This is a genomic window from Candidatus Pelagibacter sp. Uisw_121 (assembly GCF_047722545.1).
In the GTDB taxonomy this organism is placed as follows: Bacteria; Pseudomonadota; Alphaproteobacteria; order Pelagibacterales; family Pelagibacteraceae; genus Pelagibacter.
Genome location: NZ_CP159816.1, coordinates 296783 through 318629, shown reverse-complemented (window position 1 = coordinate 318629; position 21847 = coordinate 296783). Strand labels below are relative to the sequence as shown.

Here is a 21847-nt window from a genome sequence, read left to right as displayed (position 1 = left end):
ATAGCATATTTATGAATAAATTTTTAAAAGAATTTAAAGATCGGGGTTTCTTATACCAGTGTACTGGTGAAGAAAATCTGTCTCAACTATTAGATAAAGAAAAAATCAGGGCTTATATTGGTTTTGATTGTACAGCTGAAAGTCTTCATGTTGGTAGCTTGCTTCAAATTATGTGTCTTAGATTGCTACAAAAACATGGTCATCAACCAATAGTTTTATTAGGAGGGGGTACTACTAGAATAGGTGACCCATCTGGAAAAGATAAAACTAGAATAATTTTATCTGAAGAAGAAATTGAAAAGAATATAAATAATATTGAAAAAATTTTAAAAAATTTTTTAGATGATAAAGACCCAAAAACAAAACCAATATTTGTTAACAATTACACATGGCTTAAAAATTTAAATTATATTTCTTTTCTAAGAAATGTTGGAAAACATTTTACAATCAACAAAATGTTGAGTTTCGATAGTGTTAAAATTAGATTAGAAAGAGAGCAGTCATTAAGTTATATGGAATTTAACTATATGATTTTACAAGCATATGATTTTTTAGAATTAAACAAAAAAGAAAAATGTATGCTTCAAATTGGTGGCTCTGATCAATGGGGTAACATTGTTAATGGAGTCGATCTTATAAAAAGATATTCAAATAATCATGTTTACGGTTTAACGACGCCTCTTATTACATTGGCGTCAGGTGCAAAAATGGGCAAAACTGAATCTGGAGCTGTTTGGCTAGATAAAAGATTTCTTCCAGCATATGACTATTGGCAATTTTGGAGAAATATTGATGATCGAGATGTCTTAAAGTTTTTAAAAATTTTTACAGATATTAATATTGATGAAATTGAAAATATTAAAGATAATAATATTAATGAGCTAAAAATTTTACTTGCTAATAAAGCTACATCTATGTTGCATGGTGAAAATGAAGCAAGCAAATGCCAAGAAACAGCAAAACAAACATTTTCTGAAAATTTATTGGGTGATAACCTGCCAACTATTCAAATTAACAAAAAAATGTTAAACAATAATATAAATATTCTAGATTTAGTAATTTTATCAAAATTAGAAAGATCTAAAAGTGAAATTCGAAGATTAATTAAAGGAAATGGAATTAAGATAAACGGTCAGGCTATTTCTGATGAAAAGTTTTTAATTACTGAAGACTTGTTTAAGGACAGTTTAATTAAGCTTTCACTTGGTAAAAAAAAACATATTAAAGTTGAATTAATTTAGTTCTTTTTAATTTTTTCTAGTGTTCTTGTTATAAATCTAGGTGTTAGAGTCTTAATTGGATTGACTGTTGTAGATAAATTTTTTGGAGTTCCTTTTATTTTAAAACTTACACCAAAAACACCTTCGCCGGTTTTTTCACCTATTAGTATTTTCCCCAGTAATGGAATTGAGGCTATAGATCTATTTATAGTTGTTGCAGGAACCAATGTTCCTCTCAAGCTAACCAATTTCTTTGATTCAATGTAGCCATCCATTAATATGGAAATAGCTGGTCCGATTGCATACATTTCTTCAATATTAGTAGAACCCTTTTGACTTGAATAAATCATTTCAAAATCAGTGAACCTTATTCCCTCACCCGTTAAAAGATCTGCAATTCCCTGAAGTGATGCTAGGCTTAAAAGCTTAGCAAAAACAGGTACCTCTTTAACTTTAAAGTTATCAATAGCTAATACAGAATTAGAAACACCATCTTTTTTTATAGAATTAAAATTTAGATATCCTTCTTCAAATCCTTTTATGAAATCATATCTTTTAATCAAAGGTTTTGGATAGTTTGAAAAGAATTTTGTAATAGTTTCATTTTGGTTATTAGTTTCAATGGATAAATTCATTTTTTTATTGTTAGAAAAAGTAGATGCTAGATTTAATTTATTTAATTTATTATCTTTAAAGGTGAAGTTTCCGGCTAAATTTTTTGTATAATCATTTTTATCTATATAAGTTGTGTCTATTTTAATATCAAATTTAGAATTAAAATTTTCAAAAATTGTAGTACTTTCATCATCATTCATACTATTATTAATGAACTGTGTTGCGTCAAAACTTTTACCATTTATAGAAAAATTAGATTTATTTTTTTTTAGCTCTATATTATTAAGAAGATCATTTTTATTTCTATAATTAAGTTTAACGTAATCTAAATCTTTAATTTTAAAATTTTTGCTTAATAATAAATCTTTAATTAAAATTTGATTATTTTTTTCTGTTATAGAAATATCTTTAAATATTAATTCTTTATTTTTTTTATAAATACCTTTTAATAAAATTTCTGAACTATTTTCTTTTTTCTTCTTATAATCTAAAAAATTTATTATTAATGGATTTTTTCTAATATTAAGTTTTGTGTCAAATGTTATTTTTCCATCATCATTAATAATACTGTAAGAAAATTGCTCAAGCTCATCTCCAATATATATATCTCCACCTCCCTTAATGTCCAATGTACCCTTTCTTAATTTAATTTTAATTTCATGATCTTCAAATTTAATTTGCTCTGTATAATTAGGTAAAAAAGGTTTTAAATTAAGGGGGTTTTTAATGATTTGAAAATGTCTTAAGTTTAAGTTGGTCTCAAATTTTAAATCATTCAATTTTAATTTTTTGTTAACCTTAAAAGAAAAAGTATTTGTAGAGTTAAAGTCAATTTTTTCTATCACAATATTGTTTGGCAAATCACCAAGTATAGGTTTTAATTTACTTATATCAAAATTTTGCTCTTCATTTGCTAAATTTCCATCAACAAAAAATATATCTTTCTTTTTTTCAATTTTGATTAAGGATGATTTTAATTTTACACTATTAAAATTTGTTTTTATTTTTCTCAATGTTAATTGATTGTTACTTATATTGAATGATAGGTTTAAATTATCAATTTTCACCTGGTTAAAAATATTAAATTTTGCTTTTTTAATGGTCCCATTAATTTGATAATTCTTTTTTATTTCTCCATTTAAATCAAATGTAAGATTTATGTTTGCAGAAATTAATCCCTCTTTAGCTATTTTATCTAAAACAAAAAGTTGTGGTGATCCTTCAATTACTCTTGTTAATGAGATTAGATCTTTAATTTGAATTTCCTTTGTGGAAATTTTTAAATCATCAATAGAAAATTGATTATTTATGAAAGATTTCAATGAAATATTGCTGGTAACATCTCTTAAATCTAAACTTTTATCTTCCAATAATATTTTAGGGTTTTTTGCTGAAATATTAATACTAAAATTCAGTGGTTTTAATAAATAATTAACCTCATTTAATGAAAGGTTAATTTTTTTGTTAACTTTTGAAACATTTTTTATAATTTCATTATTAAACTTTTCGGTCTTTATTCCATAAATACTTAGGTAAATAACAATAGTTGTAAGGGTTATTATTAATATTATAAGAATTTTAATTATTCTTTTCATTATTTCATTTTATATAGCGAACTTTCTAAAAAATCATCAATCTCACCCTCTAAGATCTTATCTGGATTTGAGCTTTCAAAGTTAGTTCTGTTATCTTTTACCATTCTGTATGGGTGAAGTACATAAGATCTAATTTGATGACCCCAACCAATTTCTGACTTAGAAGACTCTACAGTTTGGCTTTCTTTTTCTTTTTTTTTTTAATTCAAAATCATATAGTCTTGCTTTAAGCATATTCATGCAGGTATCTTTATTTTTATGTTGAGATCTTTCATTTTGGCATTGAACAACAATTTTAGAAGGTAGGTGAGTAATTCTTACTGCACTGTCTGTAGTATTAACATGCTGCCCTCCTGCTCCACTTGATCGATATGTGTCAATACGTAAATCTTTTTCATTTATCTCTATTTCAATATTTTCATCTACAACTGGATAAACCCAAATACTGGCAAAACTGGTATGTCGTCTAGCACCGGAATCAAAGGGTGATATTCTAACTAACCTATGAATTCCTGACTCAGCTTTTAACCATCCATAAACATAATCACCCTCAATTTTAATAGTAGATGATTTTATACCAGCTTCATCTCCCTTATGTTCGCTAATTAATTCTGATTTAAAATTCTTAATATCTGACCATTTAAGATACATTCTTCTTAACATTTCTGCCCAATCCTGACTCTCAGTTCCACCAGCGCCAGCATGAATTTCTATATAGCAATCCAAACTATCAGTTTCATTTGACAAAAAACATTTAGTTTCATTTTTTTTAGCTAATTTTTTTAAGTTTTTGATACTCTCTAGAACTTCATTTATGACAGGCTGATTTTTTTCTTCTAAAGCAAGTTTGTTTAATTCATCAAGATCAATTATTGATTTAGATGAATTTTCATATGAATTTATTAATTCTTCATATAATTTTTTTTCTTTAATAACTTTCTGAGAATTTGCTTTATCTTGCCAAAAATTAGTTTCTAATATTTTTTGATTATTCTTTTCTAGTTTTTTATGAATATTATTTGTTTCAAAGGTACTCCTTAACCCTTTGATTAATTTTTTCTATTTCAGATTTATAATTTAAATATTCATTATCCATTAGTAGAACCTTAATATATTATTATTTTTTAATCTATTGTTAATATCTTTATTCAATAAATTTTCTACTTTCACATCTTTATAGGATTCAATAATTGTTCTTCTTGTCCCAATTTCAGCTTTTTTTCCTGTAACAGGATCAATAACTTTCATTAAAATATTTTTTGCAACTTTAAACGGTCTTGCATCTTCTTTTTTTACAGCTTTCTTTACAAAGCTTTTAAAAATTGGTAATGCTGTTTTTGCTCCTGTTTCATACCTTCCAAGTGATCTTGGGTTGTCTGAACCTACATAAACCCCTATTGCTAATTTTGAAGTAAATCCAACAAACCAAGTATCTGTATTTTTATTTGTTGTTCCTGTTTTGCCTGCTAAGTCTAAATTTAAATCTTTTAAATTTTTTCCTGTTCCATTTTGAACGGTTCCCTCCAATATCGAGGTCATTTGATATGCAGTTTCCGGAGAAAATATTTGTTCAAACTTATCTTCTATCTTTGGATAATTGTCACTTAAATATGATATTTGATCACAATTTATACACTCTCTCATTTCATTATTAAAAATTGTAACACCTTCACTGTCTTGAATTCTATCAATCATTATTGGTTTAACTAATTTTCCTCCATTAACAAATGAAGAATATGCAGATGTTAGTTTTAACAAGGTTGTCTCTGCAGAACCTAATGAAATTGATAAGAGCTCGCTGGGATTTTCATAAATACCAAGCTTTTTTGAAAAATTAACAATTTTTTTAACTCCAAGATCTTGTGCAATTCTAACAGTCATCAAGTTTCTAGATTTTTCTAATCCCATTCTAAGTGTTGATGGTCCATAAAATTTTTTTCCATAGTTTTCAGGTTTCCACATTTTTAAATCAGATCCTTGCTCTAAAACTAGTGGTGCATCTAAAATTAAAGTTGATGGCGTATATCCATTCTCAAGAGCTAATGCATAAATAAAAGGTTTAAAAGCAGAACCTGGTTGTCTTTGTGCCTGTGTTGCTCTATTAAATTCACTTTTTTTAAAACTAAATCCACCACTTAAAGCTAACACTCTTCCTGTAAAAGGATCCATGACAACAATTCCACCATTGACTATAGGTAGCTGTCTTAAGGCAAATATGTTTTTACTAATGTTTTCAACATAAATGACATCTCCAATTTTTAATATTTCTTTAAAATCTTTTTTGATCCAAGAGATGTCTTCATACTTAATAATTCCTTTTTTTTTATATTCAGTCTCAATTTCTATTGAAAATTTATCTATCTTTTTAACTATTGCCAAATCCCAATTAACTGATTTTTCTAATCTAAATTTATCTACTTTTTTATTCCATTTTTCTAACTTTTTAATATTAGTCAATGCTCCACGCCAACCTTTTCTTTTGTCATATTCAATAAGACCTTGTCTCAATGAATTGGTCGCAATTTTTTGTAAACCAATATTAACAGGTGTGCTTATATTTAATCCTTGTTTATAAACTTTATCAAATCCTAATTTTTCAACTACATCTTTTCTAATGTCCTCTACATAGTAACTTGTATCTTCAGTAAAAAATTTTTTTCTTTTTTTTAATATAATTTTTTTTGACAAAAGCTCTTCTTGGCTTTTTTTGTTTATATAATTGTTTTCAAATAAATTGTTTATAACCAAATCCCTTCTAAATTTTGCGATTTCGATATTTTTATAAGGATTATATCTGCTTGGAGCCTTTGGTAGGGCTGCTAATAAAGCCGCTTCTTCATAATTCAGTTCACTAATTGACTTATCAAAATACTCTAAACTTGCTGCGGCAACACCATAGGTTCCCTCTCCAAGATAAATCTGATTTAAATAAAGCTCTAATATTCTTTGTTTTGAAAGTGCTCTCTCAATTCTAAATGCTAAAATTGCTTCTTTTATTTTTCTATTTAAACTTACTTCATTTGTTAATAAAAAATTTTTTGCTACTTGTTGTGTTATGGTTGATGCTCCCTCTAGTCTTCTTGATGTCACAAGATTTGACACATTATTAACTATAGCTCTAAGCACTCCTTTTGCATCAACACCAGGATGAGAAAAAAAATTTTTATCTTCAGCTGATAAGAAGGAATTAATTACCTTTTTAGATATTGAGTTATAAGGAACAAAAATTCTTTTTTCTGAAGAAAAATCATTCACCAGTTCGCCATCACCTGAATAAACTTTACTTGAAACAGCAGGCTTGTAGTTCTTAAGGAATTTATAATCAGGCAAGTTGTTAGAAAATGCCCATAAAACTGCTATTATGGTAAATGCTGACAATAGACTGAAGCTTAAAATTAGTATAAAAGTATTTTTAATAAATCGATGCATTTAAGTTTAATATATATATAAATTTGTTAAAGTTAAGGCGTCAGTATTAAAACAAAATTTAAAATTATTTAAATAAAATGAAACAATTAATCAATATTATATGGAAAAAAACTTATACATTGATGCTTCGCATCCAAATGAAACAAGAGTTGTACTTAAGTCAGGTGAAAACATTGAAGACTACGAGTATGAAGGCTTAAAAAATAATTTAATCAAAAATAATATATACCTTGGAAAAGTAAGTCGTGTAGAACCATCTTTACAAGCTGCATTTATTGACTTTGGAAGGGACAGGCATGGTTTTCTATCTTTTAACGATATTCAATCAGATTATTATCAAATACCTCAGAGTGATTTAGCAAAAATCAAAAAAGAGGAAGAAAGAGCTAGAGAAGAACTCTTAAAAGAAAGTGAGCTAGAAGAGCAAAAAAATATTAATGATGGAAATCTAGATGCAAACGATCCAGTTGAAGTAAAGCCCGAATTTGAATTAGAGAATAATGATCAAATATCAGAAGTGAATGATGTCCCAGTTGTAGATGGTGCTCAAGTTGATGAAAATAAAGAAAATTCTTCAATTTTATTAGGTAATAAAAAACCTAAAATAAATTTTAGATCTAAAAGATATAAAATTCAAGAAGTTATAAAACCTAACCAGGTAATTTTAATTCAAGTACTAAAAGATGAGCGAGGGCAAAAAGGTGCTGCGCTAAGCACTTTTATTTCTATAGCAGGCAAATATATTGTTCTAATGCCAAATACTCCAAAAGGTGGTGGTATATCTCGTAAAATTTTTAATCCAGGAGAAAGAAAGAAAATTAGAACTATTTTAAACGATATAGTTATTCCAAAAGAAATGGGGCTTATTGTGAGAACTGCAGGGTCAAATAAAACAAAAAATGATATAGATCACGATCTTCAAACTTTAATTAAAACTTGGAATGAAATTAAAGAAAATGCATTGAACTCTATTGCTCCATCATTAATCCATCAAGAAAGTGACATTATAAAAAGAACCTTGAGAGACATGTATGATGAAGATACAAATAGCATTATCATAGAAGGTAACGAAGGATACAAAAAAGCACAAAACTTTATGAAGTTAATGATGCCTTCTCATGTAAAAAAAATAAAAAAGTATAGAGATAAAGTTCCTTTATTTTTTAAAGAGAACATTGAAGATAAATTAAATCAAATTTATGACTCAGAAATTAAACTAAAATCAGGTGGTTATTTGGTTATAAACCCAACAGAAGCATTAGTTTCAATCGATATAAACTCGGGAAGTTCTATTAAACAAAAAAATGTTGAAAGTACCGCTTTAGACACTAATCTTGAGGCAGCAGAGGAGATATCTCGACAAATAAAAATAAGAGACTTGTCTGGTTTAATTATTATTGATTTTATTGACATGCTAAGTTTTGGAAATAGAAGATTAGTTGAGAGAAAACTTAAAGAACAATGCAGAACTGATAGGGCAAGAATTCAAATAGGAAGAATTAGCACATTTGGACTATTAGAAATGTCCAGACAAAGATTAAGGGAAAGCGCTGTAAAATGGAAGGTTACTCTTACCGATGAGTCTTTTGCCATGAAAATTCTTAAATTGGTTGAAGTTAAAGCTATTTTAACAAAAGCAAAGTTTGTAGAGCTTAAGATTTGTGAAAAAATATCAGACTTTATGAAAGAAAATTTTATTGAAGATTTAAAGTATTTTGAAGAAAAAAACTTGATTAAGATAGATATAATCGCAGATAATACTCTTATTATTCCTGAATATATAATCGATCTACAAAACAAAACTAAAAAAACAATTGAAACAGTTCAACATATAGAGAGGTTAAAAAACCTAGAAGAGCAAAAAAAAAGAGGTTAAATCATTTCAAAGTCCAATTAAAAAGAAGTCTTATAAAAAAAAACCTTTTTTTAAAAAGAAATTTTTCAAAAAAACAGTAGCTTAGATAATGCCAGTTTTTGGAGAAGAAGCACTTCCATATATAGATTTTTCTATACGACCAGCTAAATAGGATTGTCTTCCTGCAATTACTCCATTTTTAAATGCTAAGGCCATTTCAAATGGTTTTTTAGCTTTAGCAATCGCAGTATTAGCCAACACTCCATCACAGCCCAACTCCATAGCAATAGCTGCATCAGATGCCTGTCCTAAACCAGCATCAATTATTAAAGGTAGCTTTGTTTGACATCTTATAATTTTTATATTTGTTGTATTTTGAATTCCAAGTCCAGAGCCTATAGGGGCTGCTAGAGGCATAATGGCACAAGCTCCTACATTCTCTAATCTTTTAGCCATCAAAGGATCATCATTACAGTAAACCATTACTTTAAATCCCTCTTTGGTTAAAATTTCTGTAGATTTTAATGTTTCGATCATATCTGGAAATAGATTTTTTTTATCTCCTAAAACTTCGAGCTTTACTAGTTTCCATCCACCAATCTCTCTTGCTAAACGCAAAGTTCTAAGAGCTTCCTCAGAATTAAAACAACCAGCAGTATTTGGCAAATAAGTAATTTTTTTTGGATCAATATAATCCATTAATAAAGGTTTTTTTTTGTCAGAAATATTTACCCTTCTCACCGCAACAGTAACTATTTCTGCACCTGATAATTTTATAGCTTTTGCGCATTCAGCCATGCTTTTATATTTACCAGTTCCAACTATTAATCTGGAATTAAATTTTTTTTTATCAACTATTAATTTATCATTAACCAATTTTACCCACCTCCAATAAAATGAACAATTTCTATTTTGTCATTATTTTTTAGTTTTATCATTTTTAAATTATTTTTATCCATTATTTCTTGGTTTAATTCAATGGCTACTTTTTTAAGAGGAATTTTTAGTTCTTTTAAAAAAGTTGAGAGGCTTAAATTTTCATTTATTGTTGAAAATTTACCATTTATCTTAATTTTTATTTTTTTTATTTTTTTCATAATGTATAAGAAACAGATGAATAGTAATATTATAATTATTAATGGTCCTAATCTTAATCTATTAGGTGAAAGAGAACAATCACAATATGGATCAATAACTTTTGATAAGCTAAAAGAAAACTGTTTAAGTAAATCTAAAAATTTAAATATTAATTTAGAGTTTTCTCAGTCAAACATAGAAGGTGAAATAGTTACAATCATACAAGAAGCTAAAAGTAAGTTTGATGGCATAATAATTAATGCTGCAGGATTTACACATACATCTGTAGCTATCAGGGATGCTTTAGATATTTACAAAAAACCAATTATCGAACTTCACATATCAAATATATATAAAAGAGAAGAATTTAGACATAAATCTTTAATCAGTGATATTGTTACCGGAGGAATTTTTGGGTTAGGTGATAATGGTTATATTTTAGCCATAATTGCAATGCAAAATATGTTACAGAAATGAAAATAGATAAAAATATTATTAAAGAATTAACTGATTACTTAAACGAATTTAATTTAACTGAAATTGAATACACAGATAAGGATACCAAAATCAAAGTATCAAAATCAAACCCAACTGGTTCCCATCAAGCTGTAAGTGTTGCTGCCGCAACACCGGCCACTGATGCAGTTAAGTCTGCCGTTATATCTGGAACTGAAGTTAAGTCTCCTATTATTGGTACTGCTTATCTTGCAGCAGAACCTGGGGCTAAAAAATTTTCAGAAGTTGGTAAAAAAATTAAAAAAGGTGAAACAGTCATGATAGTTGAGGCTATGAAAACTATGAATCATGTTCCATCAACAGTAGATGGAATTATAAAAGAAATCTGTGTAGAAGATGGCCAACCTGTTGAATACGGCCAAACTATCATCATCGTAGAGTAATGTTTAAAAAAATTCTAATTGCAAATCGAGGGGAAATTGCAGTCAGAGTCATAAGGGCATGCAAAGAATGGGGTATAGCAACTGTTGCTGTTCATTCTGATGTTGATAGAGATAGTATGCACGTAAGACTAGCCGATGAAAGTGTTTGTATTGGCTCACACCAACCTGCAAATAGTTATTTAAATATCCCAGCATTAATGTCTGCTATAGAACTTACTAAAGCAGAAGCAGTTCACCCTGGATATGGTTTTTTATCTGAAAATGCAAATTTTGCTAAAGTACTAGAGGAAAACAATATTAAATTCATTGGTGCTTCTTCAAAACTCATAGAAATGATGGGAGATAAAATTCAAGCAAAGATAATTGCTAAAGAACATGGTCTACCAGTTATTGAAGGGTCTGAGGGTGGAATAACAGACATAAAAGCAGCCAAAGAACTTTGTAAAAAAATAGGTTTTCCAGTTCTGATTAAAGCATCTGCTGGTGGTGGTGGTAAGGGAATGAAAATCGTTCGTAAAGAAGAAGAATTTGAAACATTATTCTCAACAGCAAAGTCTGAAGCACAAAAATATTTTGGTAATGATGAAATTTATATTGAGAAATTTTTCCAAAACCCGAGACATATTGAAGTTCAGGTATTATCTGGGAAAAATAGAACTGTTCACCTTCATGAAAGAGATTGCTCAGTTCAAAGAAGACATCAAAAATTAATAGAGGAAACTCCTAGCCCAGTTTTAACAGATCAGATCAGAAAAGATCTTTTTGAAAAAACTGTAAATATGGTCAGTAAAATTGGTTATGAGGGTGCTGGAACTGTTGAGTTTATTTATGAAGATGGAAAATTTTATTTTTTAGAAATGAATACTCGGGTTCAAGTTGAACATCCAGTTACAGAAATGGTTACTGGAATTGATATAATTAAAGAACAAATTTGGATAGCCTTTACTGGTGAAACAGCTTTAAAACAAAGTGACATTAATCCTAGGGGACATGCAATAGAATGTAGAATTAATGCAGAGGATGCTAGTAAAAATTTTCAACCATCACCTGGAACTATAGGCATGTGCCACCAACCATCAGGTTTTAGAACAAGAGTAGATGGTGCAATTTTCCAAGGTTATAAGGTCACCCCATATTACGATAGCATGATCTGTAAAGTAATAACTCAGGGAAGAAATAGAACTGAAGCAATACAAAGAATGAATCGATCTTTAGATGAGTTTGTCATTGAAGGAATAACTACAACGATACCTCTTCATAAAATTCTACTAAACCATAAGAAATTTATTGAGTCAGACTTTAATGTTAGCTGGCTAGATAATGAAAAAGTAATCTAATAACATCTTTTTAACCAAACGTCATATACTGGGTGATCAAAAGGGTTTACTGCGGGACTAGATGAAAAAGTCCATCCATTAAAAATAAAAACTTCATTATTATCTTTATTCGTCATATTTTTAACCTGAATATAAGCAGTTATTTCTGGGTTATCATCAAATTCTGAGTTTTTACATTTGAGACTTTTTATTAATAAACCTTTAAATTTAAGTTCTTTACCTATCTCTAATTTCAAAAGGTCAGTCTTTGAACTTACTTTATCTAAAACCTTAATTTCAACAAATCTTCCCTCATTAGCTATTAAGGGTAGTGACTGGCTTATTAAAAAAAAATAAATTAAAAAAAATAAAAAATTAACTTTTCCAGATTGTATATTTCTTTTTGATTGGTTCATTGTTTTTATTTGGATGATAGGCATTCTCAGTACCTGTTTGATTGGATTGATGTGGTTTTTGCCAATCATACTTGTTCAATTCATGATTGTTTTCAATCTTATTATTAGTGAAGTGCATCCAAGAATACCATTCGGTAGGTATTTTTGAAGCATCAATTTCATCATTATAAATTACCCATCTTTTTCCAGATTTACTTTCGTAATATTTATTGCCACCAGAATCTTTTCCAGCAAGTTTTCCATAAAAAATAGTTTTTAATTTTGTGCCTAATGTTTCTTGATTCCACCAAATGAAAATCTTTTTAAAAAGTGTCAACATATTATTTAATTAATTCTTCAATCCTAAATTGTATTATTTAAATTAGACTAAAGTAAGGATTTGTATATAAATTAATTATCTTACGATTCAAAATAAAAAATTAATTAAGGGAAAAATGGCAAAATATTTAGTAGAAACTTATTATACTTGTAGCTTTAAAGTTAATCACTATCTAGATGATATTAATGAAGCAGAATTAGCAAACCTTGAAAAGCGCGATGATGGAAAATTTGAAGTTTTAGATGTTAAACTTGATACGAGAAAAACAAAAAGTTTAGATCCAAATAATAAAGTAATTGAGCCTAAAAAATTAGATATTATTACTGAACAAAGCCAACCAAAAATTGTTTCGAAAGAAAATAATACCTCTTTTGTTAAACAAATTAATGAAGGTGTGGGTAAAAGATTTAGTATGCCTGATAGAAGAAAGGGTTATATCCAAAAAGCGACGATTGGTGATCATAAAGTTTATCTCCACACCGGAGAATACGAAGATGGTAAAATTGGTGAAATTTTCATAGACACTAGTAAAGAAGGTGAGCTGGTAAAAGCTTTGATGAATAATTTTGCAATAGCAATATCACTTGGTCTTCAATATGGTGTTCCTTTAGATGAGTTTATTAGCGCTTATGTTGACACTAAATTTGAACCATCTGGAAAAGTTCATGGCAATGACAGAATAATGAGTGCCTCTTCAATACTTGATTATATATTTAGAGAGCTTGCTATTTCATACCAAAATAGAGAAGACCTAGCACACACTCCATCTATTGGAGGGTCAGATAGATCTTCATCAGAAGAAGAAAATACTGAGGATCAAAATCAATTACTTAAAATTATAAAAGATGTTACTAGCAAAGGCTTTGTTAGAAACAATTATAAAAAAAATCTTGTTGATTTATCTGATGTTAAAATAAGTTTAAAAGGTAAAAAATAATATTATTTTTTCAGCTTTAAAGCTAAACCAAGCTCTTTAAGTTGCTCTTCATTTACTTCTGATGGAGCATTCATCATTAAGTCTTGAGCATTTTGATTCATTGGGAACATTGTAACCTCTCTAATATTCCTCTCATTTGCTAATAACATTACAATTCTATCGATACCGGGCGCAATACCACCATGAGGTGGAGCTCCATAACTTAAAGCATTAATCATTCCACTAAATTTTTCATCAACTTGTTTTTTTTGGTATCCAGCAATCGAGAATAACTTATACATCAATTCAGGTACGTGATTTCTAATTGCGCCAGAAGATAGTTCTATCCCATTACAAACAATATCGTATTGGTATGCTTTAATATTAAGTGGATTATCAAGATCAATATCTTTTATGTTACCTTGAGGCATTGAAAATGGATTGTGACTAAATTCAATTTTATTAGTTACCTCATTTTTTTCAAACATTGGATAATCAACAATCCAACAAAACGCAAAAGTATTATCATCAATTAATTCTAAGTCTGTAGCAATTTTATCTCTTGCTAGAGAGGTTATTTTTTCAACTTCACTTATTTTTCCACAGGCAAAGAATATACTGTCCCCTATTTCAGCTCCAGTGATTTTCATAATTTCTTCTAAGGCTTCTTTAGAGAAAAATTTTCCCACCGGTCCTTTTGCTGAAAGATTTTCTTCTTTTTCAATTGTAAAATAAGCAAGACCTGATGCACCTTGTTCTTTGGCCCACTTGTCAATATTATCAAAAAAACTTCTAGGTTTATCTTTTGTATTTTTTGTAACTATACATCTTGCTTTAGAGCCAGATTTTACAAGCTTTTTAAATATCTCAAACGTAACATCGTCACGGGTAAAAATGTTTGATAAATCAGAAATTATTAATGGGTTTCTTAAGTCTGGTTTATCTGATCCATACTTAAGCATAGCTTGCCCATAAGGTATTCTTGGAAATTTTTCATACATTAATTTCTTTGAAGAAAAATTTTTAAAAACATTGACTATTAATTTTTCAACAACTTGAAAAATATCTTCTTGTTCAACAAAAGACATTTCTAAATCGAGCTGATAAAATTCACCTGGACTTCTGTCTGCCCTTGCATCTTCATCTCTAAAGCATGGAGCTATTTGAAAATATTTATCAAAACCAGAAACCATTATAAGTTGTTTAAATTGTTGTGGTGCTTGTGGCAGTGCATAAAACTTTCCAGGATTTAGTCTGCTTGGTACTAAAAAATCTCTTGCACCCTCCGGACTGGAAGATGTTAATATTGGTGTTTGAAACTCCAAGAAACCAAGTTTAGACATCTCACTTCTAATAAAAGAAATAACTTTTGACCTTAAGATAATATTATCATGAATCTTTTTTCTTCTTAAATCTAAGAACCTATATTTAAGTCTAATTTCTTCAGCATATTCTTGATCACTAAAAACTGGCATTGGTAATTCTTTGCAAGTACCAAGCACTTCAAATGAATCTATATTAATTTCTATCTCTCCAGTTTGGAGATCAGTGTTAATGGTCTCTTTTGTTCTCTCAACAACCTTACCATTTATTTTAATTACACTTTCTAATTGTATTTTTTCTAATGCTTTAAAATTCTCGTTACTTTTATCTATGATGCACTGAGTCATCCCATAATTGTCTCTTAAATCTATAAACAATAAATTTCCATGATCTCTTTTTTTGTTTATCCAACCTGACAAAACAACATCTTTACCACTACTATTTATTGTTAACGCACTGCATGTGTGTGTTCTGTATTTATTCACTTATTCCTCAAGAGCTTCATTAATAATTTTAAAGTCGATTGATTTCTTTTTTTTTAAACTAATCTTGTCAATTTTATATATGAATTCAAATATTTTGCCATACGATCTCTCAATTCTTTTAATAATAAAGTCGATCAGCTTTTTATCTAAAGTTATTTGTCTATCTGATAAATTTTTTAATATTAGTGCAAACATTAGCTCATCATCAGGGTTTTGAATATTTGCAAAAAGACAGTTCTTAGTTCTAGATCGAAGATCATCCAACTGAAAATTGATCTCAGAAATTGGCTTGGTTGATGTGATTATTAAAAACTTGTTGTCTTGATCTATTATATTAAAGAGTGAATAAATCAGCTTCTCATTTATATTTAAATTTAAATCCTCTAAAATTATGTTTTGGTAAGGTTTAATAGATTTAAGGTTTTCATCATTTAATGAATTAACATCAATCCTAATACCATTAAACTTTTTCAAAAAAATATTTACTAAATGGGTTTTTCCTGAAAATTTTTCTCCATTAATGTTTAAAAAGTTTTTTTCCCATTTTGGCCATTTGTTAATTATTTCAAAAGCATAAAAATTACTCTTTCCAACATAAAAATCATCATCTTTAAAGTTTTGCTCATAATCAAAATCTAATAATAATTGATTTAAACTTTTCATTTTAATGTCCACATATTATTTTTCATTTCTAATTCAAAGTTCTTTTTTCTCATATCATTTAAAAATATATTAGGTGTACCATTATAAGTAATTTTATACTGAATACTCTCACTGTTAAAATTCAAGATGTTAAAGTCAGAAACTAGATCTATAGTATAAAGTGCCTTTTCCAACTCTATAATTTTTTTAGTTTTTTTAGAATCAATGGATATTGTTATAGGTAGTTTTATTGATGTATTAATCTCATTATTTTTTTTCCATTGATCTTCATAAATTTGTTTCAAACTTTTAACAATATTAGAAAAGTCATTATTATTTAAAATATCTACTTTGGAATAGTTTTTGTTTTCAAGTTTCAGGCTGTTGTTTAAGTTAATTTTTGAAAGTGTTCTTATGTCACTACCTTCTTTGGTTATTATTAGAATAATACTATCAGTAATATCATATTTATTAATTAAATTTGAAAAGTCATAAGTTTCAATATCATTTGACATTTTTTGTAACTCTATCAAATCTTCGATACTCTCACTTGGTAATAAATAATCTAATAAATCATAAGATTTTTTTTGCTCATTCCATTTGTCATAAAAAATATTATCATTAAATAGATAAATATTATTATCTTTAGTTTCCATAATGATAGGAAATAATAAGACTTTATTTTTTTGTGGCATTGATGGAAAAATATTTTTATCTTCTAAAAATTTAAGAATTTTTTTTTTATTAAATGTTGTTTCTAAATTCGCAAAATACTCATTATTTATAAATTTTTCATCACTAATAGTAAAAGAGTTGATCATGCCCTTAAGTACTTTGATTGGAACATTTTTAATCTTTTTTCTATCACCAGAGGTTGTAATCATTGAAATTAAATTAGAAAAAGAAATTTGGAATCCTTTATCAATTACACTATTTTTTTTAAAATTTAGCTCAAATGGAGAAGATATTTCAATGTCAGATACCTTAAACGCATTTGCATTAGAATAAGTTGTGGAAAAAAATACTATTAATAGAGAGAATAAAATAAAATAAATATATACATTCACTAATTTATAAAATTTATTAATTATTTGCATATATTATACTAATGAAAAAAGAAAAATTTACCTATGAAAAAAGTGGTGTAAACATAAATGCTGCTGATAATTTTGTTAAATTTATATCTTCAATATCATCAAATAATAAAGGCAAAAAAAGGTTTAATAATATTGGTGGCTTTGGCTCTATAACTAATATTCCAAAAAACCTGAAAAATCCTAAAATTGTAGCTTGCACAGATGGCGTTGGTACAAAAGTAGAGATAGCCAATTTACTTAACAAATATGATACTATTGGTATTGATTTAGTTGCTATGAGTGTAAACGATCTAATTGTTCAAGGAGCAAGACCACTTTTATTCTTAGATTATATTTCTATTAATAAAATTGATTTAAATAAATTAAAATCAATCCTTAAAGGAATAGTAAGAGGCTGTAAAATTTCAAACTGTGAATTAGTTGGTGGTGAAACAGCAGAAATGCCAGGTACCTATGAAAAAGGTAAATTTGACATAGCAGGTTTTGCAGTAGGTTTAGTTGATGAAAAAAAAATATTAGCAAAAAAAAATATAAAAAAAGATGACTTAGTTTTAGCTATACCATCAAGTGGTGTTCATTCAAATGGTTACTCTTTAGTCAGACATGTTCTAAAAAATAAAAAAATTAATTTAAAAAATAATTCATTTTTAAAAAAAGAATTACTAAAACCTACAAAGATTTATGTGCAAGAAGTTTTAAATTTAATTGATAACAATCTTTTAAATGGGTGCGCAAATATTACAGGTGGTGGATTAGCAGATAATATTAAAAGAGTTATTCCAGATAAATTAGTCGCTGATATAGATCTAAGTAAAATTAAAACGAAAAAAATTTTTAAATGGTTGAAACAAAATAACATTGATAACAAAGAAATGTTAAAAACATTCAATTGTGGAGTTGGTTTTTGTTTAATAATTAACCCTAAAAACTTAAATAAAATTACTAAATTTTTTACAAAAGAATTTACACCCTATGTTATTGGAAAAATAAACACAGGAAAAAATAAAGTTAAACTTAATGGTAAAATTGACTGGTCTTAAAAAGATTAAAACAGCAGTTTTTATATCTGGAACTGGAAGTAATTTAAAAAATTTAATAAAATTTTCTAAAGTAAAAAACTCACCCATATCTATAAATTTAATTTTTTCGAATACTTCTAAAGCAAAAGGCTTAAAATTTTCAAATCGATTCAATATCAAAAAATATGTATCAAGCTTTAAAAACTATAAAACAGCTGAAGCCAAAATATTAGATTTATTAAAAGAAGAAAATATAAGATTTATTTGCCTTGCTGGTTTTATGAAGATTTTATCTAAAAATTTTATTAAAAAGTTTAGTGGAAAAATAGTTAATATACATCCTTCTTTACTACCAAAATACAAAGGGCTTAATACTCACATTAAAGCTATACAAAATAAAGACAAGGTAGCTGGTTGTACCGTTCACTTTGTAACAGCTAAACTCGATTCTGGAAAAATAATTTTACAAAAAGAAGTTAAAATTTCAAAAAAAGATACCCCCACTTCTTTAGGTAAAAAAGTTCTAAAACAAGAGCATAAACTCTATCCTACAGCTATAAAAAAAATATTTAATTAATCTTTAAAGAAAAAATCAATCTCAATTTTTGCGTTTTCAACACTATCAGAGCCATGGACAGAATTTTTATCAATAGAGATTCCATATTTTTTTCTAATAGTTCCCTCTGCAGCATCTTCTGGTTTGGTTGCACCCATTAACTCTCTGTTTCCTAAAATTGCATTTTCTTTCTCTAGCACCATCACCACTATCGGTCCTGAAGACAAATAAGCACATAAATCATTATAAAAAGGTTTTGTTTCATGAACTTTATAAAATTGTTCTGCTTCAGCTTTTGCTATCTCAATTTTTTTATCTTTAACAATTTTGAAACCTTTATTTAAAAACATTTCTTTGATTTCATTATCTAAATTTCTTTCAACGGCATCAGGTTTGATGATTGATAATGTTTGTTCTATATTACTCATAATTGTCCTCTATTAGTTGGTTTAATAATCTTACTCCATAACTAGTTGCTCCACCTGAATTTAAAGCGCCACCATATTTTGAAAAAGCCATACCAGCTATATCTAAGTGGGCCCAAGGCGTTTTGTTCAAAATAAATCTTTGTAAGAACTGTGCTGCAGTTGTTGACCCTGCTCCACCTACATAATTAATATTTTGCATATCTGCATTTTTAGAATTTATAAGCTTATCAAAGTTTTTATGTAGGGGCATCCTCCATAATTTTTCCTCTACTTTATCTCCTGCTTCTAATAATTGTTTTGACAATTTATCATCGTTTGAAAACAGGCCAGCATATTCAGAGCCTAACGAAACTATAATAGCACCTGTCAAAGTTGCTAAATCAACTATAAACTTTGGTTTAAATTTTTTTTCAGTAAAGGTTAAGGCGTCAGCCAAAACTAATCTACCTTCTGCATCTGTATTCAATATTTCTATTGTTTTTCCACTGTAAGATTTTACTATGTCGCCAGGTCTTTGAGCATTTCCACTTACCATATTCTCAACAAGTCCCACAACACCAACAGCATTTATTTTAGCTTTTCTTAATGCTAAATTTTTCATTAAACCAACTACTGTAGCAGAACCTGCCATATCATAAGTCATATCCTCCATAAACTTTGCTGGTTTTAACGAGTAACCACCAGTGTCAAAACAAACTCCTTTTCCAACAAAAGCTAAAGGATTGGAGCTATTTTTTAATCCATTCCATTCCATCGTTACAAGGTATGACCCACGAATACTTCCTTGTCCTACACCCAATAAGGCATTCATTCCTAATTTTTTTAATTTTTTTTCATCATATATATTAATCTTTAATCCAAATTTTTTAAGTGTATTTAATCTTTTTGCGTATTCATCTGGATGTAAGATGTTTCCTGGTTCTGAAACAAGGTCTCTTGCAAAAAAACTTCCTTCTTCTAGGGCTTTAAATCTTAAATGATCTTTAGTAGATGATTTATTATTTTTTCCTATAACATTTATAGAGACAATTTTCTTATTTTTATCTGATTTGTAAATATTAAATTCATATGATTTTAATTTCAATCCATGTAAAAAATAACCTACAAAATTTTTTATTTTATTATTAATCGTATCTGAATTTACAAAGTATTCTTTTTTCTTATCATAATTAATATAACTATTAAATTTAGCTCCCAAATTTTCTATATCTGATATTTTTATCTCTTTTTTGATAGATATTAAAAATATTGTTTTTTTTGAATTGATTTTAAAAAAAAGTATCCTTTTTCTTAAATCACTAGTTTTTAATAAATCTGAAATGTAAGAAAATTCAATATTAGAAATGGTTTTTTTTAACCCATTTATATTAAAATTTTCGTCAACAAATAAAATAAGATTAGTTGGTGGGTTATTTGCAAATTTATTTAAATAATTAATTTTAATAGACATAATTTTAAATACACTCAAAGCGTGTTTGGTGCTATATATGATTAAAAATTAACATTTTCAATGAAAAAAATTATTTTTAATAACCTGCTAAAAGAAATAGTATTTTTTTTTTTAATTTCTAGTTTTGCGTTAACTTTGATTATATGGGTGATACAAGCAGTAAATTACCTTGATATAGTAACTGAGGATGGACATAGTTTTAAAGTTTATTTTTTTTTCACCCTATTATCTTTGCCTAAAATATTCTCACAAAGTCTTCCATTCGTATTTTTTTTTATCCGTTTTTTATATTATTTCTGACTTTGAGGACAAAAACCAACTGTTAATTTATTGGTCTCATGGTATTGGTAAATTGCAAGTAGTTAATAAAATAATCCAACTTTCAATAATATTTGCATTAGTTCAGATTTTTTTCTCTACAATTATTGTTCCCTTTACTCAAGATAAATCAAGATCTTTTATTAGAAATTCAAATTTAGATTTTTTTCCAAATTTAATTAAACCAAAAAAATTTATCGATACTGTCAAAGGCCTAACAATTTTTATCGAAAAAAAAAATGATAGTAGCTCATATGACAATATACTTTTAAAAGATGAGTCAAATAAAAATAACACTCAAATAATTATTGCAAAGAAAGGTAAAATACTTTTAAGGGATAATAAAAAAATACTTATACTTAATAATGGTGAAATAATAAGAATTACTAATAATAAAAAAACAACTTCATTTAATTTTAAAACTACCCAATTTGATTTAGAAAAGTACTCATCTAAAACAACTAAAACACCCAAAATACAAGAGATAGCTACTATTAATTTACTTAAGTGTTTTAATTTTTTAATTAACACTGATAATTCCAATACAATTATAAAAAATCTAAAATGTAATTCTGGTTTTTTAAAAAATATTTATCAAGAGTTATATAAAAGAATTTATTTACCAATTTATATAGTTCTGTTAAGTTTAATTTCATCCTTAGTATTATTAAAATCTAAAAATACACAGGGATATTTTTTATTTAAAATTAAAATATTTTTAACAGGTGTTTTTTTTATAATAATCTCCGATATATTATTAAATTTTACAGGCCGTAAAATTACAACTGACTTGATATATATAATGATTCCAATTTTATCTTTTTTTTTAATTTATCAAATTTTAATTTTTAAACTAAGAATAAAACAATAAA

The 21847-nt window shown here is 27.3% G+C and carries 21 protein-coding genes and 1 pseudogene; 10 read left to right on the top strand and 12 right to left on the bottom strand.

The genetic code is table 11. The annotated features are described in order from the left end of the window. Positions 1–11 precede the first annotated feature (11 nt). The gene (gene tyrS, locus ABXT52_RS01735) at positions 12–1241 is read left to right on the top strand and encodes a tyrosine--tRNA ligase (protein WP_415272172.1); all 1230 of its coding nucleotides are present in this window, start codon (positions 12–14) and stop codon (positions 1239–1241) included. On the opposite strand, the gene ABXT52_RS01730 is transcribed toward tyrS, so the two are convergent. The 3 genes from ABXT52_RS01730 to ABXT52_RS01720 form a co-directional block, all read right to left on the bottom strand. Then, the gene (locus ABXT52_RS01730; protein ID WP_415272171.1) at positions 1238–3430 is read right to left on the bottom strand and encodes a hypothetical protein; all 2193 of its coding nucleotides are present in this window, start codon (positions 3428–3430) and stop codon (positions 1238–1240) included. The two genes, tyrS and ABXT52_RS01730, sit on opposite strands and share 4 nt — an antisense overlap. Further along, positions 3430–4480, bottom strand: a protein-coding gene (gene prfB / locus ABXT52_RS01725; protein ID WP_415272508.1) for a peptide chain release factor 2 whose coding sequence is annotated in 2 segments (ribosomal slippage) — positions 3430–3630 and positions 3632–4480 — 1050 coding nt in all. Because the reading frame shifts where the segments join, the coding sequence is not laid out codon by codon here. The genes ABXT52_RS01730 and prfB overlap by 1 nt, the downstream gene beginning before the upstream one ends. A 45-nt stretch (positions 4481–4525) precedes the next feature. Next, on the bottom strand, positions 4526–6859 hold the full coding sequence (locus ABXT52_RS01720) for a penicillin-binding protein 1A (protein ID WP_415272170.1): 2334 nt from the start codon (positions 6857–6859) through the stop codon (positions 4526–4528). Positions 6860–6959: 100 nt separating this feature from the next. Here ABXT52_RS01720 and ABXT52_RS01715 point away from each other — a divergent pair. Next, positions 6960–8820, top strand: a pseudogene (locus ABXT52_RS01715) (Rne/Rng family ribonuclease). Here the strand turns inward: ABXT52_RS01715 and ABXT52_RS01710 are convergent. Together ABXT52_RS01710 and thiS are read right to left on the bottom strand one after the other, a co-directional pair. Beyond that, entirely contained in the window at positions 8817–9590 is a 774-nt protein-coding gene (locus ABXT52_RS01710) for a thiazole synthase (RefSeq protein WP_415272169.1), read from the bottom strand. The pseudogene ABXT52_RS01715 and the gene ABXT52_RS01710 overlap by 4 nt on opposite strands. Positions 9591–9592: 2 nt before the next feature. Further along, positions 9593–9811 (bottom strand): sulfur carrier protein ThiS, encoded by a 219-nt coding sequence (gene thiS / locus ABXT52_RS01705; protein ID WP_415272168.1) that lies wholly within the window; start codon positions 9809–9811, stop codon positions 9593–9595. Positions 9812–9827: 16 nt separating this feature from the next. Here thiS and aroQ point away from each other — a divergent pair, with 16 nt between their 5' ends. Genes aroQ through accC form a run of 3 tightly spaced genes read left to right on the top strand, consistent with a single transcriptional unit; the run spans position 9828 to position 12027 of the window. Beyond that, a complete protein-coding gene (gene aroQ / locus ABXT52_RS01700) occupies positions 9828–10268 on the top strand; it encodes a type II 3-dehydroquinate dehydratase (RefSeq protein ID WP_415272167.1) in 441 nt (146 codons plus the stop codon). Then, positions 10265–10690 carry an acetyl-CoA carboxylase biotin carboxyl carrier protein gene (locus tag ABXT52_RS01695; protein ID WP_415272166.1) on the top strand — a complete coding sequence of 142 codons (426 nt, stop codon included), beginning with the start codon at positions 10265–10267 and terminating at the stop codon, positions 10688–10690. The genes aroQ and ABXT52_RS01695 overlap by 4 nt, the downstream gene beginning before the upstream one ends. Then, positions 10690–12027: an acetyl-CoA carboxylase biotin carboxylase subunit gene (gene accC, locus ABXT52_RS01690; protein WP_415272165.1), complete on the top strand. Its 1338-nt coding sequence runs from the start codon at positions 10690–10692 to the stop codon at positions 12025–12027. The genes ABXT52_RS01695 and accC overlap by 1 nt, the downstream gene beginning before the upstream one ends. On the opposite strand, the gene ABXT52_RS01685 is transcribed toward accC, so the two are convergent. Further along, positions 12024–12422 (bottom strand): DUF2155 domain-containing protein, encoded by a 399-nt coding sequence (locus ABXT52_RS01685; RefSeq protein ID WP_415272164.1) that lies wholly within the window; start codon positions 12420–12422, stop codon positions 12024–12026. The genes accC and ABXT52_RS01685 overlap by 4 nt on opposite strands. Beyond that, positions 12382–12741, bottom strand: coding sequence for an NADH-ubiquinone oxidoreductase subunit NDUFA12 family protein (locus tag ABXT52_RS01680; RefSeq protein ID WP_415272163.1), 360 nt, complete (start codon positions 12739–12741; stop codon positions 12382–12384). Before ABXT52_RS01680 ends, ABXT52_RS01685 begins: the two co-directional genes overlap by 41 nt. A 115-nt stretch (positions 12742–12856) precedes the next feature. Here ABXT52_RS01680 and ABXT52_RS01675 point away from each other — a divergent pair, with 115 nt between their 5' ends. After that, complete coding sequence (locus ABXT52_RS01675; protein WP_415272162.1) at positions 12857–13678, top strand: ribonucleotide reductase; 822 nt, start codon at positions 12857–12859, stop codon at positions 13676–13678. Positions 13679–13680: 2 nt separating this feature from the next. On the opposite strand, the gene aspS is transcribed toward ABXT52_RS01675, so the two are convergent. The 3 genes from aspS to ABXT52_RS01660 are packed head-to-tail and all read right to left on the bottom strand — an operon-like array spanning position 13681 to position 17204. After that, on the bottom strand, positions 13681–15465 hold the full coding sequence (aspS, locus tag ABXT52_RS01670) for an aspartate--tRNA ligase (RefSeq protein ID WP_415272161.1): 1785 nt from the start codon (positions 15463–15465) through the stop codon (positions 13681–13683). Then, positions 15466–16128, bottom strand: coding sequence for a DnaA ATPase domain-containing protein (locus ABXT52_RS01665; protein ID WP_415272160.1), 663 nt, complete (start codon positions 16126–16128; stop codon positions 15466–15468). After that, entirely contained in the window at positions 16125–17204 is a 1080-nt protein-coding gene (locus ABXT52_RS01660; RefSeq protein WP_415272159.1) for a hypothetical protein, read from the bottom strand. Before ABXT52_RS01660 ends, ABXT52_RS01665 begins: the two co-directional genes overlap by 4 nt. Before the next feature lie 11 nt (positions 17205–17215). On the opposite strand from ABXT52_RS01660, the gene purM reads away from it, so the two are divergent. Both purM and purN read left to right on the top strand, forming a co-directional pair. Then, entirely contained in the window at positions 17216–18244 is a 1029-nt protein-coding gene (gene purM, locus ABXT52_RS01655) for a phosphoribosylformylglycinamidine cyclo-ligase (RefSeq protein ID WP_415272158.1), read from the top strand. Next, positions 18222–18800 carry a phosphoribosylglycinamide formyltransferase gene (gene purN / locus ABXT52_RS01650; RefSeq protein WP_415272157.1) on the top strand — a complete coding sequence of 193 codons (579 nt, stop codon included), beginning with the start codon at positions 18222–18224 and terminating at the stop codon, positions 18798–18800. Before purM ends, purN begins: the two co-directional genes overlap by 23 nt. Here the strand turns inward: purN and ndk are convergent. Both ndk and ABXT52_RS01640 read right to left on the bottom strand, forming a co-directional pair. Then, entirely contained in the window at positions 18797–19207 is a 411-nt protein-coding gene (gene ndk, locus ABXT52_RS01645) for a nucleoside-diphosphate kinase (RefSeq protein ID WP_415272156.1), read from the bottom strand. The genes purN and ndk overlap by 4 nt on opposite strands. Continuing rightward, on the bottom strand, positions 19200–20657 hold the full coding sequence (locus ABXT52_RS01640; RefSeq protein ID WP_415272155.1) for a leucyl aminopeptidase: 1458 nt from the start codon (positions 20655–20657) through the stop codon (positions 19200–19202). The genes ndk and ABXT52_RS01640 overlap by 8 nt, the downstream gene beginning before the upstream one ends. Positions 20658–20717: 60 nt before the next feature. Between ABXT52_RS01640 and ABXT52_RS01635 the strand changes: the two genes are divergently transcribed. Both ABXT52_RS01635 and ABXT52_RS01630 read left to right on the top strand, forming a co-directional pair. Beyond that, complete coding sequence (locus ABXT52_RS01635) at positions 20718–20957, top strand: LptF/LptG family permease (protein WP_415272154.1); 240 nt, start codon at positions 20718–20720, stop codon at positions 20955–20957. Beyond that, complete coding sequence (locus tag ABXT52_RS01630; RefSeq protein WP_415272153.1) at positions 20845–21846, top strand: LptF/LptG family permease; 1002 nt, start codon at positions 20845–20847, stop codon at positions 21844–21846. Before ABXT52_RS01635 ends, ABXT52_RS01630 begins: the two co-directional genes overlap by 113 nt. Position 21847: the final 1 nt, after the last annotated feature.

Bases quoted from the DNA above. Each gene is read 5' to 3' on its own strand.
- tyrS (WP_415272172.1), top strand. From the start codon at position 12: ATGAATAAATTTTTAAAAGAATTTAAAGATCGGGGTTTCTTATACCAG.
- ABXT52_RS01730 (WP_415272171.1), bottom strand. From the start codon at position 3,430: ATGAAAAGAATAATTAAAATTCTTATAATATTAATAATAACCCTTACA.
- ABXT52_RS01720 (WP_415272170.1), bottom strand. From the start codon at position 6,859: ATGCATCGATTTATTAAAAATACTTTTATACTAATTTTAAGCTTCAGT.
- thiS (WP_415272168.1), bottom strand. From the start codon at position 9,811: ATGAAAAAAATAAAAAAAATAAAAATTAAGATAAATGGTAAATTTTCA.
- aroQ (WP_415272167.1), top strand. From the start codon at position 9,828: ATGAATAGTAATATTATAATTATTAATGGTCCTAATCTTAATCTATTA.
- ABXT52_RS01695 (WP_415272166.1), top strand. From the start codon at position 10,265: ATGAAAATAGATAAAAATATTATTAAAGAATTAACTGATTACTTAAAC.
- accC (WP_415272165.1), top strand. From the start codon at position 10,690: ATGTTTAAAAAAATTCTAATTGCAAATCGAGGGGAAATTGCAGTCAGA.
- ABXT52_RS01685 (WP_415272164.1), bottom strand. From the start codon at position 12,422: ATGAACCAATCAAAAAGAAATATACAATCTGGAAAAGTTAATTTTTTA.
- ABXT52_RS01680 (WP_415272163.1), bottom strand. From the start codon at position 12,741: ATGTTGACACTTTTTAAAAAGATTTTCATTTGGTGGAATCAAGAAACA.
- ABXT52_RS01675 (WP_415272162.1), top strand. From the start codon at position 12,857: ATGGCAAAATATTTAGTAGAAACTTATTATACTTGTAGCTTTAAAGTT.
- ABXT52_RS01665 (WP_415272160.1), bottom strand. From the start codon at position 16,128: ATGAAAAGTTTAAATCAATTATTATTAGATTTTGATTATGAGCAAAAC.
- ABXT52_RS01660 (WP_415272159.1), bottom strand. From the start codon at position 17,204: ATGCAAATAATTAATAAATTTTATAAATTAGTGAATGTATATATTTAT.
- purM (WP_415272158.1), top strand. From the start codon at position 17,216: ATGAAAAAAGAAAAATTTACCTATGAAAAAAGTGGTGTAAACATAAAT.
- purN (WP_415272157.1), top strand. From the start codon at position 18,222: ATGGTAAAATTGACTGGTCTTAAAAAGATTAAAACAGCAGTTTTTATA.
- ndk (WP_415272156.1), bottom strand. From the start codon at position 19,207: ATGAGTAATATAGAACAAACATTATCAATCATCAAACCTGATGCCGTT.
- ABXT52_RS01640 (WP_415272155.1), bottom strand. From the start codon at position 20,657: ATGTCTATTAAAATTAATTATTTAAATAAATTTGCAAATAACCCACCA.
- ABXT52_RS01635 (WP_415272154.1), top strand. From the start codon at position 20,718: ATGAAAAAAATTATTTTTAATAACCTGCTAAAAGAAATAGTATTTTTT.
- ABXT52_RS01630 (WP_415272153.1), top strand. From the start codon at position 20,845: ATGGACATAGTTTTAAAGTTTATTTTTTTTTCACCCTATTATCTTTGC.